Genomic DNA, 14148 nt, shown 5'->3' on the forward strand with positions numbered 1-14148 from the left:
TGCGACGAGCAAAGCGGGACCGCCTGCAGGGCTGAGCCGGCCGCCTCTACTCGCTGCGCCCGGCACCAGCCGAATCATGAGCTACCGGAAGGCTATTCCTTCACTTTGCTCAGCTTCTGGGCCTCGCCCTCGCTTACGTGGCCACGCTCCACCAGAAAATCACGCACCGTTCGGAAAGCTTCCGCGTCGAGGCCCGATTTGGGGTGGCTGAGGGCCGCGCTCAGCAGCATTTCCTTGTCTTCGTCGACGTGCTTGCTCAAGCCCAGAAAGGCGGGCAGGTTGCTCTCGACCGAAAAGCGCAGGAAGCGGATTTCGGGGTTTTGCGGGTCGATGCTCACGGCCTGCTCGAAGGTTTTGGCCGCGTCCTGCACGTAGGTGAGCTTGTTGAACATCGACGCATCGCGGGCCCGGATGGCCTCGGAAGCACCTTTGTAGGCCAGCACCAGGCCGTCGCGGTCTTTATAGTCGGCCAGCAGCTTGTAGAATTTTTCGCCGGCTGATTTATCGGCCGCGGCCAGCTCGTAATGGCGGCGCAGGTTGGCAGGATGGTACGGAGAAGACGTCACGGAATGCAGGAATGAGTTGGAAGAAAATGGGCAAACGACTGCTGCCCGCCCGGCACTACTACGCGAACCGGCTACCGACGACGACGACCAAGCCCCGAAAACGACCGCAAAAAACAGAACCTTGGGAATTCGCATATCAGCAAAAATACGGCGTTGGGCCGCAAACGGCTGAAACCAGGCAAAAGCCGGGCCCAAAACCGTCCTCAGATGCGCGCCAGCCGGTAGCGGAAATACGAACCCAGCAGCAGCAGCAGCTTGGTGTTGTCGGGCACGCGCACCCGCTCGCCCAGAATGCGGGCCGCCGGCAGCTGCTTGATTTTGTAGAACAGCTTGAGGTAGTACACGTAGGCCAGGTACACGCCCAGCTTAGCCGAGCGCGGCAACTGCTGAATGCCCGCGTAGGCGGCCTCAAAATCCTCCTTAATATCGGCCTCAATTTCCTTTTTGGTCGCGTCGTTAAAGCGCGAGTACACCACACCGGGGAAGTATACCCGGCCCCGGTCCTCGTAGTCGGAGCGGATATCACGCAGAAAGTTCACCTTCTGGAACGCCGAACCCAGCCGGCGGGCCGGCTCGCGCAGCCGCTCAAACATGGCCGCATCGCCGTCGCAAAAGATGCGCAGGCACATCAGCCCCACCACCTCGGCCGAGCCGTAGATGTATTCCTGGTACAGCCCGGGGTGGTAGTTCTGGTCCTCCAAATCGAGGGCCATGCTGTGCAGAAATGCTTCGATAAATTCGCGGTCGATGCCGTAGCGGCGCACCACGTGCTGAAACGCATGCAGTACAGGATTGAAGCTCAGGCCACTATCCAGAGCCTCGTAGGTCTGGCGGCGGAAGTCGGCCAGCAGCGCGGCCTTGTCGTGGTCATGGAAGGTGTCCACGATTTCATCGGCCCAGCGCACGAAGCCATACACGGCATACACCGGCAGGTGCAGCCGCTCATCGAGCGTGCGGATGCCCAGCGTGAACGAGGTGCTGTAGCGCCCCGTGATGAGCTTGCTGCAGGCCAGGCTGGTGTCGGTGAAGAGTTTAACGTGGTCCACGAGGGAGTTTTGAGGGTTAAATGTTGAGTTTTGAATGAATCAGAATGAGTGCAGAAGAAGCCAACAATCCTGTACGGCTTAACTCAACACTCAACATTCACCATTCAAAACTCCTTTAATACTTCGCCCGCCACTACCTGCCCCGAAATGAGCGAAGGCGGCACGCCCGGGCCAGGCACGGTGAGCTGGCCCGTGAAATACAAATTTGCCACTTTTTTGCTCTTCAGCGTAGGCTTCAGAATAGCCGTCTGTTTCAGCGTGTTAGCCAACCCATAAGCGTTGCCCTTGAAACTGTGGTAGTCGGCGATGAAGTCGCGGTGGGCGTAAGTGCGCTTGAACACCACCGCGTCGCGAATGGGGTGGCCGCAGTGCTTTTCGAGGCGGTCCATCAGCAAGTCGTAGTAGCGTTCGCGGGTGGCTTCGTCGTCGGTCAGGCCCGGGGCCACGGGAATGAGAAGGAACAGGTTTTCCTGGCCGGCGGGGGCTACGGTGGGGTCGGTTTTGCTGGGTACCGAGGCGTAGTAGAGCGGCTTGGTGGGCCACTGCGGCTGCTCGTAAATCTCGCGGGCGTGCTGGTTCAGGTCCTCGTCGAAAAAGAGGTTGTGGTGGCGCAGCTTTTCCAGCTTTCGGTTGACACCCAGGTAGAACAGCAGGCTCGACGGGGCCATCACGCGCGAGTCCCAGTATTTCTCATCGTAGTGGCGAAACTCGGGTTTCAGCACCTGTTGCTCGATGTGGTGGTAGTCGGCCCCGGCCACCACGGCATCGGCGGGATGGAAGCCACTGGCGGTGCGCACACCGGTGCTACGGCCGTTTTCAACCACAATTTCCGTTACCTCCTGGTTGTATTCTATGCGTACGCCCAGCTCCTCGGCCAAGCGTACCATGCCTTCCACAATCTTGTGCATGCCGCCTTTGGGGTACCAGGTGCCCAGCGCCAGGTCGGCGTAATTCATCAGCGAGTAGAGAGCAGGCGTGTTTTCCGAAGTGGCGCCCAGGAAAAGGATGGGGAATTCCACCAGTTCCAGTAGACGCGGGTCTTTAAAAAACTTCCGCACGTGCTTGTGCATGCTTTGCAGCACGTCCATCCGCACCATGTCGACCAGCAACTTCGGGTCGGCAAACTCGAAGATGGAGCGGCTGGGCGCGTACACCAGCCGGTTGATGCCGACTTCATATTTATACGCCGCCTGCTTCAGAAACTCATCGAGCCGGGCGGCGCTGCCGGGCTCGTAGCGCTCAAAAAGGGCGCGCAGCTCGCTCATTTTAGCCGGAATATCCACGGCTTCCGGTCCTTTGAAAATCACCTGGTACGAAGGGTCGAGGCGCACCAGCTCGTAATAGTCCGACACCTTTTTGCCGAAGCGGGCGAAGTATTTCTCGAACACGTCGGGCATCCAGTACCAGCTCGGGCCCATGTCGAAGGTGAAGCCCTGGGCCCGAAATACCCGTGCCCGCCCGCCAGGGCCCTCGTTTTTCTCCAGAACGGTGACGCGCCAGCCGGCCTGGGCCAGCGTGGTGGCCGCCGCCAGCCCGGCAAAGCCGGCCCCGATTACAACGGCTTGCTTAGACGAGCCCACCGGTGGGTTGGTGGCCGCCTGAATGGCAGCATTGGCAGCAGTAGTAGTGGCAATAATGGCGGCGGTGGCAGCAGACGAAGACAAGGGCGGGGGCAAACGGGATGAATGAAAAAGCGAAGTACGGCCAAAAAAGAAACCGCCGGCCCAGCGCCGCAAATGCAGCAGCAGGCCGGCGGCCACCGCGCGGGCGCGGCAACGGCTAGTCTTCCAGCGTTTCGGTGGCCGCCGAGGCTCCTACCGGCGCATACACCTGCAGGGCGGCTTTCAGGTCCTTGCGGGCAATATGGATGCGGTTTTTGACGGTACCAATCGGGATTTGCAGCTTCTCGGCAATCTCCATGTACTTGTAGCCGATGTAGTACATCATGAACGGCGTGCGGTAATCGGTGCCGAGGCTGGAAATTGCCTCGTTGATGTCGCGCACCACAAAATCGGACGTGGCTCCGTTGTGGGTGATGTAGTTCTGGTCGGTGTTGAAATACTGGAAATACTCCGTGCTGTCGATGTTGGAGCTCCGCTTGGTAATCTTGTTGTAGTTGTTGATGAAGGTGTTGCGCATGATGGTGTACAACCACGCCTTCAAATTGGTACCGGCCTTAAACTTATCCTTGTTCAGCAGGGCCTTGAGGAGGGTTTCCTGCACTAAATCTTTGGCGTCGTCAGCGTCTCGCGTCAAGTTCATGGCGGCGGGCCGGAGCGTCAGCGAAATTTTCTGCACTTGCGAGGTGAATTCGAGCGAAGTCATGCTGTTTAGCTTTTCGTGACCGTTTGTTAAACAAATATACGAGCCGGCCCTCAATTCGACTAGCCCGGGCCGAAAGTATTTTGCTCGGCACGCCTACTTTTCGCTGTAGCCGCAACAAGGTACGGCCGGCGCTTATTTTAGCCCGACGAATCTTCGCAGCAACCCGTGATGTTTTTGTGAAGCTTCGGCTTTCAGGTACGCAGCCCGCCGCCAAACAGTTTGCGACTTACGCGGCCACCGTTTCGGGCTCATGTTGGGCAATCAGCGCCAGAAAATCCGTCATCAACTCCGGCGAAACACAGTTTTCGGGCAATTTCAGGCCCTCCTGCCGGGCCAGCTGGCCGTAGAGCACCACCAGTTTTTCGCCGCAGCTGGCCGAAACCGCGCGGGCAAACTCGGCCACCCGGTTTCGCTCGGGTTGCGACGTGAGCACCGTGACGACGGCATCGGGCTGGTACGTCGCGCACACCGCCGCGAGTTCCTCCACGGGCAAGTTCTGGCCCAGGTAGAGCGTGTGCTGGCCCCGGGCCCGCAGCGTGTAGTTCATGAACAACAGCGCCAGCTCGTGCAGCTCGTGGGCGGGCAGAAACAGCACCCAGCGGCGGGCCGAGGTGGGCACGGTGGGCAGGGCATCGGTGGCGGCCAGCAGCTTTTGGCGTAGCAGGTGGGCCAGCAGGTGCTCCTGGGCCGGGTTCACGGTGCCGGCCAGCCACATCAGGCCGATGCGCTGCAACAGCGGGTAGGCCACGAACAGCATCATTTTCTCAAAACCCAGCTTGTCGGCGGCCTCCGTGAACAGGTAGTTGAGGCGTTGCTCGTCGAAGCTGAGCATGGCGGCCAGCAGCGCATTCACCTGCTGGTGGTAGTCGTGGGCATCGTTGCAGCAGGCCAGCACGGCCGCCTGAATCTCGGCATCGCTGAGGCAGGCCACCTGCGAGATGCGCTTGCCCCGGCTGCACAACGTGCTCACGTTCAGCAGGCGGCGCAGGTCGTCGTTGCAGTACATGCGGATGTTGGTGGCGGTGCGCACCGGGCGCAGCAGGCCATAGCGTTGCTCCCACATCCGGATGGTGTGCGCCTTGATGCCCGAAAGCTGCTCTAAGTCGCTGATGGAGAAATGGCCCATTGGGGTAATTAAAAATTAGGAGTTGAGAAGTAAAAATTAGCGCGGAGGAATTCGCTAGAATTCGGCTGCCCTGGGCTCGTTTTTAATCTTCTCCTGATTAATTTTTAATTGCTTTTTACGCGCTAATTCCAGGTATTTCGGCGACACCCACAGCAGGCCGAATTCGGCCGAGCCGTCGCGGCCGGTGGTTTTGTGGTGGGTTTTGTGGGCCATGTTGAGGGCCCGCAGATACGTATTCTGCGACTTTTTCCAGAAGCGCAGGCGGCCGTGGATGAGGACATCGTGCACAAAGAAGTACACCGTGCCGTAGCAGGCAATGCCCACCCCGACCCAGAACCACCAGCGGCCGCCGTTGTCGCCGGTGATGAACAGCGCGGCAGAAATGGCGCCGTAAATCAGAAAGAACAGGTCGTTGCGCTCCACCGGGTGCGGGTGGCGCACATGGTGCGAGCGGTGCAGAAACCACAACGGCCCGTGCTGCACAAACTTGTGCATGAACCAAGCCCAGAATTCCATGAATCCGAACGTGGCGAGGGTGATGCCGAGGGCGGCCAGTGCAGTCATGCCGAAGTAACCGTTGCGAAGAAAAAGTTGTTTGCCGGAAAACGTAAAAACGCCGCTCCGGCCCATTCCGGACCAAAGCGGCGTTCAAGATACTACTTTCCGATGGGCTATTGGCCCCGGGCAGCTACCACACCAGTTTTTCTTTGTTGAGGAAGGCGGCGATGCCGCGGCGGCAGTCGTCGGAGCCGCGGGCTTCGGCGTTGCGCTGGGCAGCGTAGCGCAGGCCTTCTTCGAGGCCCATTTCGGGCAGGCGGCCCAGCATTTCCTTGGTTACTTCCATGCTCTGGCCCGAGTTTTCGCGGCACAGGCGCTGGGCGTAGGTGCGCACGTTATCAGCTAGTTCCTCCTTCGAAGCCAAGAAGGTGACGAGGCCCATGTCGAGGGCCGTTTGGGCCGAAACCACGTCGCCGCTGAGCAGCAGTTGCTTGGTGCGGGCTTCGCCGATTTTACGCACCAGAAACACGCTCACAATGGCCGGAATAAAGCCGATTTTGACTTCAGTGTAGCCGAATTTAGCTTCGGGCACGGCAAAGGTGAGGTCGCAGATGGCAGCCAGGCCGCAGCCGCCGGCCAGCGCGTGGCCCTGCACCTGCCCGATTACCAGCTTTTTAAGCGTATAAATCTGGTGGAAGAGCTGCATGAGGTGCGTGCTGTCCTCCAGGTTATCGGTGTAGCCAAAGCCCTGCAAATCCTGAATGTAGGCGAGGTCGGCGCCGGCGCAGAACACGTCGCCGGCAGCGCGCAACACGATGACTTTCACTGACTCGTCGTTTTCGGCAAACTCGAAGGCCTGCTTAAGCTCGGTCACGACGTCGGCGTTCAGGGCGTTGCGCTTGTCGGGGCGGTTGAGGGTGATGTAACCGATGCGGTCCTCCGCATCATACTGAATATAGCGAAGGGCTTCGAGTTCGGGCGTAAGCAGGTTTTCCATGAGGGGCGGGGGAACGGCGCGGCTGGATGGTTGTAGCAAGGATGCCGCCGGTGATGAAATGGTGGCATGCTCTGCGGCAATTAACGCAAAAAACGGACGGATGGTCTGCCCGACTCGGCCAAGAACCCGCCCGGGCCGCCGAAACCGGCTGACAACCGGACCATTGGGCCTTCGGGCGCAACTCGGCGGAATTGCGGCCGGTGGTTGCCTGCCTGAGTTCAGCGCGCGGCCAATGGCGGCGCGCAACGGAACGCACCTTGCGCCGTCACGTCCCAGGTACGGAAACCCTGAGCACGGAGCAGCGAATCCTGCCGGGCCACATACCAGATTTTACAGGAAGAGTCGAAAACGACTTGCGCCTGCGGGCCGAACACGGCGGCCACGGTTTCGGGCTTCACACGGGCATTGCGGCGCAATACCAGCACATCGACCGGCGTGGGCTGGGTGGCCGAGGCAATGCGATTGGAAACGAAAGCTACCCGCAGGCCGCGCCAGCGGGCCAGCACCACCGGGCCGGGCCGAAAGAATGGGTTGCCGGTGGCGCTGTCAGGGTCGGGCAGGCGCTGCACGGGTACGGTGCAGCCGCGCCAGCCCACGCGGTAGGCCGTGCGCCGGGCGGCCCGCCGGATGATACCCGGCAGCAGGCGGTAGGTGCGCTCGGTTTCGGTGAGGGGCAGCGAGTCGGGCGTGACGAACTCGGCCACCGCGCCCTGCCAGAACCCTACCGCCGAGCGGCGCGGAATGCTGTACACGATAAATTCTTCGGTGGGCGCCACAGCCCGGGCTTCGGCCACGCGGCTGCCGGCGTAGCAGAGCAGCAGCAGCGCCAGGCCGCGCAGCCAGCCCAGACGGCGGGTGTTGAACCAGGCTAGGCCGGCGGCAATCATGCCGAAAAGCAGAGCGGTTTGCAGGGCCGAAACGTGGATGTCGCGCACGACCCAGCCGGAGAAGTAGCGGCTTATCAGAAAGATGTATTCGTTAAAGGCCCATACCATTTTCTCAAATACCCAGGCTACGCCTTGCGGCAGCCAATCCAGCCACTGCAAAAGCCCGGGCCACAAGAGGCACGGCAGTGCTACCAAGCCTTTCAGCGCGAGCAGGGCCAGCCCCACGTACACGGCCCCGCTCGAAATGGGTACAGCCACGAGGTTGGAGAATAGAAAGCTGAACGGGAACTGGTGGAAATAATACAGCCCCAGCCCGAACGTAGCCACCTGCGCCGCCAGCGACAGCGCCACGGCCTGCCACAACTTGTCGAGAAACCAGCCGCTGGCCTTCCACAGCCATTGCACGGCCTTGGGCTGCCAGGGCCGGCGGCGGGCGTAGAAGTAGGTTTCGACCTCGAGCCAGCCGGCAATGCGCGGCTGCACATACACGATGCTGAGCACCGCCAGAAACGAGAGCTGAAAGCCCACGTCGGCCACCAGAAACGGGTTCCAGACGAGCAGCAGAAACGCCGCCACGCCCAGCGTGTTGAAAATGGAATCCTGCCGCCCCAGCGCCCGGCCGATGATGATGACCGTGAACATCACCGTGGCCCGCAGCACCGAAGCCGACAGCCCCGTGAGAAACGCGTAGCTCCAGATGACACCCAAACCCACCAGCGATGACCACAGCAGAAACCCCTTCACCCGCCCAAACAGCTTGCGCAGCACCCACGACATGGCCGCGAACAGCAAGCCCACCTGCAAGCCGCTCACGGCCATGATGTGCGTGGTGCCGGTGGCGGTGTAGGCCTGCTTGGTGGCCAAATCCACGTCGTCCTTGATGCCCAGCACTAGCGCCGAGGCAATGGCATACTCGCGCTTGGCGTGGATGTAGTGTCGGAAAACCGCATCGAGCTGCGTGGCCGCCCGCAGGCTGATGGCTACCAGCGGGTTTGGGGGGGCCAACCGCAGCACCCGGTACTGGTCGGGGTGCACGTACTGCTGGTGGTACACCTGCCGGTATTCGAGGTAGCGGGCGTAGTCGAACTCGCCGGGGTTGAGCGGGGGCTTGCTGGGGTCGGGGTGGCCGGCGATGAGCCAGACTTCGCCGTACTGCGGCTGCAAGATGCCGGCTACCCGGGGCAGGGATATTCGCACGCCACCGGTGGCCCGCTGCCAGCGCCCGGCCACGCGCACGGCCCGCACCCGCAGCGTGGTGGCATAAGTAGCAGCCCGCACCACAGGGGCCTCGTCCACCACGGCCTGGTAGGCTTCGATTTGGTCGCCGAAGCGGTAGATGTGGTCGGCCCGCCGGCTGTCGGTGGCGCGCTGGGTGAGGGTAGCGCCGAGAGCTACGATGGTGAGCAGCGAGAGCAACCCGGCCGCATCGGTGGCAGCGGGGCGCGGCTGGCGCACGGCCCAGAACGTGAGGCCGAGGCTAAGGCAGGCTAGTGCCACCGTGATGGGCCACAGTTCAGGCCAGGCCGCACCGAAATAGAGGTAGCCGACAATGCCGAGAATGAGCGCCGGGGTATAGCGCACGAAGGGAAAAGTGGCCCAGGTAATCATCAAAGCGGTAGAAAGCAGAAAGGTATTGGGCTGGCAATGTAGCGGTTTGGGCCGAATCGGCCAAGCTCAACGCCGGACCCTTCTTTGCCTTCGTAACTTGGAGCTTCGAAACCCCGCTTCTTCCATGTTTTCCTTTTTGCGCCGCCTCAAGCTCAGCTACGCCGCCTACAACGTTTTCCAGCGCCGCCGGCTGGCCCACAACCTGGCCATCTACCAGAGGCTGGGGTTGCGCAAAAGTTATTTCTCGCCCATCAGCAGCCGCGATTTTGCCGGCCTGCCTGCCAATGCCGGCCTGCCCGGTGTGCGCCCGCTGGCCGAGCGGCTGGCGGCCAGCCCGGCCTTTCGGGCGCTACCGGAAGCTAGCCAAGCCAACCTGCGAGCCTTCGAGGACAACGGCTTTGCCATTCTACCGGGATTCCTCAGCGGCGAGGCCGTCGACGGCATCAACCAGGAACTGCACCAGCTCATTGCCAGCCGAAAAATCAGCGTGCGCTACGTGAATAAGTTCATGTTTGCGTTTCGGAAGTCGGCGCGCATCCGGGCAGCGGGCGAGGGCGCACTGCGCGAATTGGTAGGCGCGCTGCTGGGCCACGAGGCCACGCTGTTCCAAAGCATTAACTTCCTCACCGGCAGCCAGCAGCGCACGCATTCCGACAGCATTCACATGAGCACCTTCCCGCTGGGCGGCATGGCGGCGGCCTGGGTGGCGCTGGAGGACATCACGCCCGACAACGGCCCGCTGCACTACTACCCCGGCAGCCATCAGCTCCCCTACTATCTCAATGCTGACTACCGGAACGAGGGAACCGACTGGCTCATTGGCGATAAGGACTACGCCGAGTACGAGCGGTTTATTGCCGGCCGGGTAGCCGAACTAGGGCTGCAAAAGCAGGTTTTCCTGGCCCGCAAAGGCGACGTCTTCATCTGGCACGCCAACCTGATGCACGGCGGCGAACCCCACCGCGACCCGGCCCTCACCCGCAAAAGCATGGTGTTCCACTACTTCAGCCGGGCCCACATCTGCTATCACGAAATCACGCAGCGGCCGGCGCTGCTGTAGCGAAGACGGCACGCTACAGCACCATTTTGTAGTGCTGAATATTTGCTTCTTCAAACATTTCCCCTTTTTTCCGAAACCCGTGCCGCTCATAAAACGGCACGGCCCGCAGCTGCGCGTTCAGGTACACTTCGGCGTCAGGTAGCTCGGCTTGCACATCGGCCAGTACGGCGTGAAGCAACGCCGCCCCAATTTGCTGGTTGCGGAAGCCTTCGAGAACGGCGAAGCGCTCCAGCTTCACGCCGTTGTCGGTTTCGCGCCAGCGGGCGGCCCCGGCAGGCGTACCATCTTCGGCCCGGGCCAGGTAGTGGCGGGCATCGGTGCGGTCGTGAATATCGTTTTCGAGCGTGGCGGGCACGCCCTGGCCTTCCACGAATACTTTCTCGCGGATGGTGAAGGCGGCGTCGAGGTCGCGCAGGTCGGTGATGCGGTAGGCGGTGGCGGGCATGGTGGTCTGATATGGAGTTAAAAAAGTCTGTCATCCTGAGCGTAGCGAAGGACCTTATCACGCTTGAACAAAGAGTTCGAACGTGATAAGGTCCTTCGCTGCGTTCAGGATGACAAACAGTTAAAAATTACAGCGCCTGCTCGTGGTTCACGGGCAACTCCGGCTCCTCCGAAGCCGTCGGCTGCACATCATCCAGCAGGCCCTGCTCGCGCAGGCGACGCTCGTGGCGCTCGTCGCGGCGCGTGGCCCCGTTGGCCTGGGCCTGGCGCACCTGCTCCTCGGTGTCGAACTTGTCGTAGGCTTCCACGATTTCCTTCACCAGCCGGTGGCGCACCACGTCCTCGGAAGTCATCTCGACGTAGCCGATGCCTTTCACATTCTTCAAAATATCGAGCGCCTGCATCAGGCCCGACTTCTGGCGGGTGGGCAGGTCAATTTGGCTGCGGTCGCCGTTCACCATCACCTTGGCCGTGGGGCCCATGCGGGTCAGGAACATCTTCAGCTGCGAGGGCGTGGTGTTTTGGGCTTCGTCGAGCAGCACGAAGGCGTTGTTCAGCGTGCGGCCGCGCATGTAAGCCAATGGGGCAATTTCGATGATTTTATTCTCCTGGTAAAACTTCAGCTTTTCGGCCGGAATCATGTCTTCCAAAGCATCGTAAATCGGCCGCAGGTAGGGGTCAACCTTCTCCTTCATGTCGCCGGGCAGAAAACCCAGGCTTTCACCGGCCTCCACCACGGGGCGCGAGATGATGATTTTCTTCACCTCCTTGTTCTTGAGCGCGCGCACGGCCAGCGCCACCGAAATGTAGGTTTTGCCGGTACCAGCCGGGCCGAGCGTGAACGTAAGGTCGTGGGCCATCACGGTGTCGACCAGCTTTTGCTGGTTGGGCGTTTTGGCTTTGATAACGCCGCCTTTCGCGCCGAACAGGATGACGTCGGGCGAGGCGGCCAACACCCGGCCTTCGGCTTCTTCCGAAGTGGCCGAGAGGTACTGGTTGACGGTTTTATCGGTGATGGAACCGTACTGATGGTAGTGCTCGATGAGCGAAGACAGGATGTCGTTGATGCGGGAGATGACTTCCGTCTGCCCCTGGATTTTGATTTCGTTGCCGCGGCTGATGATTTTGGAGCCGGGAAACGCGGCGGCCAGCTGGCGGATATTCTGGTTGTCGGGGCCGAGGAAATCGACCAAAGACATGTTTTCGAGGGTGATGATTTTTTCGACCAAGTTGGAAGAGAGGGGGAAAGAGAAAGGGAGTGGGAAAAACGGCCCGTTTTCGGCCCGAACCGGCTACTTTTGCCCCGATTCGGGCGGCCAAACAATACTACGAAAAACTACGGAACACCGGCATGGGATTGATTACGCTGCTCACCGATTTTGGCTACCGCGACCATTACGTGGCGGCCCTGAAGGCGCGGCTGCTGCACCTGGCCCCGGCGGTTCCGGTGGTCGACATCAGCCACGGCGTCGAACCCTTTAACATCGCGCACGCCGTTCACGTTCTCCAAAGTGTGTTTCGGGATTTCCCCGTGGGCACAGTGCACGTGGTGGGCGTGGCCGACCACGGCGCAGGCCCCGAGCCCGGCTGGCTGGCCGCCGAACTTGAAGGCCATTATTTCGTGACCGGCGACAACGGCATTCTGGCCCTGCTGGCCAATGGCACGCCCGAAAACCTGGTGGCCCTGCCGGCCGCCATCACGGCCTCCCCCACCCGCGATGTACTGCTGCCCGCCGCCGTGGCCCTGGCCCAGGGCGCACTGCTGACCGCCCTGGGGCCTCTGGTAACGACCCAGCACCAGCTCAACAACCGCCAGCTGCGCCTGCAGGACCATCGCATCACCGGCCACGTGGCGCACGTCGACCACTACGGCAACCTCGTCACCAACATCTCGCGCACGGCCGTGGAAGCCGTGGGCCACGGCCGGCCGCTGGCCATTCATTTCGGCCGCGATGTGGTGCGCGACCTGCACCCGCACTTTTCAGCCGTGCCGCCCGGCGAGGCCGTGGTGGTGTTCAACAGCCAGAATTTCCTGTGCCTGGGCATCTGCCAAGGCAACGCGTCGGAGTTGCTGGGGCTAAATTTTGACTCGCAGGTGGACGTGCGGTTTGCGGCGGAGTAGATTGGCTGTCGCCTGTCATTGCGAGCGAAGCGCGGCAATCCTTCCTCTCGATGCGGAAAGCCTTGAGATGTGCCAAAGCATTTGCCGTGAAATCTCATCCCCTGCCCCTTTCCAAAAGAGAGGGGAGCCTGACGTTTTCTGAAAATCAAAAGCCCCGACACTTTGCAGTGCCGGGGCTTTTCACATTATTAGGTTAGTCGCTTGAAAAGGAAGGATTGCCACGGCCTGCGGCCTCGCAATGACAGACGACCAAACCACTTACTTTAGCGCGCCTTTCAGGTCGCTTACAGCTACGCCCTGGGCATCTTTCGCCTGGGGCACCACGGCAGCCATGCCGAAGAACTCGTGCGTGGTACCGTCGTATTTCTTGTAGTTCACTTTCACACCGGCGGCGGTAAGCTTATCAGCCAGCGTTTTGCCTTCGGTGGTAAGCGGGTCGTAGTCGGCCCCGATGATGGTGGTGGGCTCCAGACCTTTCAGGTTAGCAGCTACGAGGTTGATGCGCGGGTCCTTCAAGTCGGCAGCGGTGCGCTGGTAGTTCTTGAAGAACCAGCCCATGCCACCTTTGTTAAGCGGCGCGGTTTCGGTGTTGGCCTGGTACGAAGCCGTGTTCATGTCGGAGCCGGCGATGGGGTACACCAGCACCTGGTACTTGGGCAGGGCCACTTTTTTGTCGCGGGCCATAATGCTGACGTTGCAGGCCAGGTTGCCGCCGGCGCTTTCGCCCACTACGGCCACTTTGTTGGGGTCGCCTTTCATGCTGGCGGCGTTTTTCAGCACGGCCTGGTAGGCGGTGAAGGCATCGTCGTGGGCAGCGGGGAATTTATGCTCGGGCGCTTTGCGGTATTCCACCGAAACCACCACGGCGCCCACCTGCTCGCACAGGGCCTGGGCCGAAGCGGCGTAAGTGTCGTTGGTGGCAATAACCCAGCCGCCGCCGTGGTAATACACGATAACCGGGTACGGAGCCGTGCCGCCCTTGGGCGTGTACACGCGGGCTTTAAGGCCGGGCGCGATGGTTTGCGTGGCGGTGTCGCAGTTCAGCGGCGGCGCGGGGATGTTGCTGGCGCGCATCTGCTTCATGGCCGCGTCGGCGGCGCTGGGCTGCTTGCGGGCCTGGGCGGCGGTGAGCGACGGCAGCGGCTTGTTTTTGAAGCTCATCAGCTGCTCAATAACGGCCTGCATCTCGGGGCCAATGTTGGGGCCCCAGGCGGGCTTGGGCCCGGTGGGCTTCACGGCGCCGGCCATGCCGCCGGTGCTATCGGCCTTGGCCGTTACGGCGCTGCTGTCGGAAGCGGCGTTGGTTTCTTCCGAAACAACCGTGGCGGTTTTGTCGGTTTCGGTGGCGGTGGGCTGGCTGTTGCAGCTGCTCAGGAACAGGCCTCCGGCCAAAGCTGGAGCGGCGAGCCACGCAAGGGCGGCCGGACGGGAAATGGGGCGCTTCATGAAAGAAGAACGGTAAAGTATGA

The 14148-nt window shown here is 61.3% G+C and carries 13 protein-coding genes; 2 read left to right on the plus strand and 11 right to left on the minus strand.

Annotation, left to right across the window (positions count from 1 at the left end; translation table 11 throughout):
• Positions 1-92: 92 nt before the first annotated feature.
• The 8 genes from MON38_RS01315 to MON38_RS01350 all read right to left on the minus strand — a co-directional run bounded on the left by MON38_RS01315 (position 93) and on the right by MON38_RS01350 (position 9053).
• Entirely contained in the window at positions 93-566 is a 474-nt protein-coding gene (locus tag MON38_RS01315; protein ID WP_241934325.1) for a hypothetical protein, read from the minus strand.
• Positions 567-769: 203 nt separating this feature from the next.
• On the minus strand, positions 770-1612 hold the full coding sequence (locus MON38_RS01320) for a phytoene/squalene synthase family protein (protein ID WP_241934326.1): 843 nt from the start codon (positions 1610-1612) through the stop codon (positions 770-772).
• Between the two features lie 104 nt (positions 1613-1716).
• Positions 1717-3192 carry a phytoene desaturase family protein gene (locus tag MON38_RS01325; RefSeq protein WP_241935088.1) on the minus strand — a complete coding sequence of 492 codons (1476 nt, stop codon included), beginning with the start codon at positions 3190-3192 and terminating at the stop codon, positions 1717-1719.
• Between the two features lie 199 nt (positions 3193-3391).
• The gene (locus MON38_RS01330) at positions 3392-3937 is read right to left on the minus strand and encodes a sigma-70 family RNA polymerase sigma factor (RefSeq protein ID WP_241934327.1); all 546 of its coding nucleotides are present in this window, start codon (positions 3935-3937) and stop codon (positions 3392-3394) included.
• A gap of 226 nt (positions 3938-4163) precedes the next feature.
• Complete coding sequence (locus MON38_RS01335) at positions 4164-5063, minus strand: MerR family transcriptional regulator (RefSeq protein ID WP_241934328.1); 900 nt, start codon at positions 5061-5063, stop codon at positions 4164-4166.
• A 54-nt stretch (positions 5064-5117) separates the two neighbouring features.
• A complete protein-coding gene (locus MON38_RS01340) occupies positions 5118-5627 on the minus strand; it encodes a sterol desaturase family protein (RefSeq protein ID WP_241934329.1) in 510 nt (169 codons plus the stop codon).
• Between the two features lie 124 nt (positions 5628-5751).
• A complete protein-coding gene (locus tag MON38_RS01345; protein WP_241934330.1) occupies positions 5752-6558 on the minus strand; it encodes an enoyl-CoA hydratase/isomerase family protein in 807 nt (268 codons plus the stop codon).
• 218 nt (positions 6559-6776) lie between these two features.
• Positions 6777-9053, minus strand: coding sequence for a ComEC/Rec2 family competence protein (locus tag MON38_RS01350; RefSeq protein WP_241934331.1), 2277 nt, complete (start codon positions 9051-9053; stop codon positions 6777-6779).
• A gap of 124 nt (positions 9054-9177) precedes the next feature.
• On the opposite strand from MON38_RS01350, the gene MON38_RS01355 reads away from it, so the two are divergent.
• The gene (locus tag MON38_RS01355; RefSeq protein WP_241934332.1) at positions 9178-10113 is read left to right on the plus strand and encodes a phytanoyl-CoA dioxygenase family protein; all 936 of its coding nucleotides are present in this window, start codon (positions 9178-9180) and stop codon (positions 10111-10113) included.
• A 13-nt stretch (positions 10114-10126) separates the two neighbouring features.
• Here MON38_RS01355 and MON38_RS01360 read toward each other — a convergent pair whose 3' ends face one another.
• Both MON38_RS01360 and MON38_RS01365 read right to left on the minus strand, forming a co-directional pair.
• Positions 10127-10558, minus strand: coding sequence for a GNAT family N-acetyltransferase (locus tag MON38_RS01360; protein ID WP_241934333.1), 432 nt, complete (start codon positions 10556-10558; stop codon positions 10127-10129).
• A gap of 127 nt (positions 10559-10685) precedes the next feature.
• On the minus strand, positions 10686-11786 hold the full coding sequence (locus MON38_RS01365) for a PhoH family protein (RefSeq protein ID WP_241934334.1): 1101 nt from the start codon (positions 11784-11786) through the stop codon (positions 10686-10688).
• Positions 11787-11908: 122 nt separating this feature from the next.
• On the opposite strand from MON38_RS01365, the gene MON38_RS01370 reads away from it, so the two are divergent.
• Positions 11909-12679 (plus strand): SAM hydrolase/SAM-dependent halogenase family protein, encoded by a 771-nt coding sequence (locus tag MON38_RS01370; RefSeq protein ID WP_241934335.1) that lies wholly within the window; start codon positions 11909-11911, stop codon positions 12677-12679.
• A gap of 258 nt (positions 12680-12937) precedes the next feature.
• Here the strand turns inward: MON38_RS01370 and MON38_RS01375 are convergent, their stop codons facing one another.
• On the minus strand, positions 12938-14125 hold the full coding sequence (locus tag MON38_RS01375; RefSeq protein WP_241934336.1) for an alpha/beta hydrolase: 1188 nt from the start codon (positions 14123-14125) through the stop codon (positions 12938-12940).
• Between the last annotated feature and the right edge of the window lie 23 nt (positions 14126-14148).

Source organism: Hymenobacter cyanobacteriorum (assembly GCF_022631375.1).
Lineage (GTDB): Bacteria > Bacteroidota > Bacteroidia > Cytophagales > Hymenobacteraceae > Hymenobacter > Hymenobacter cyanobacteriorum.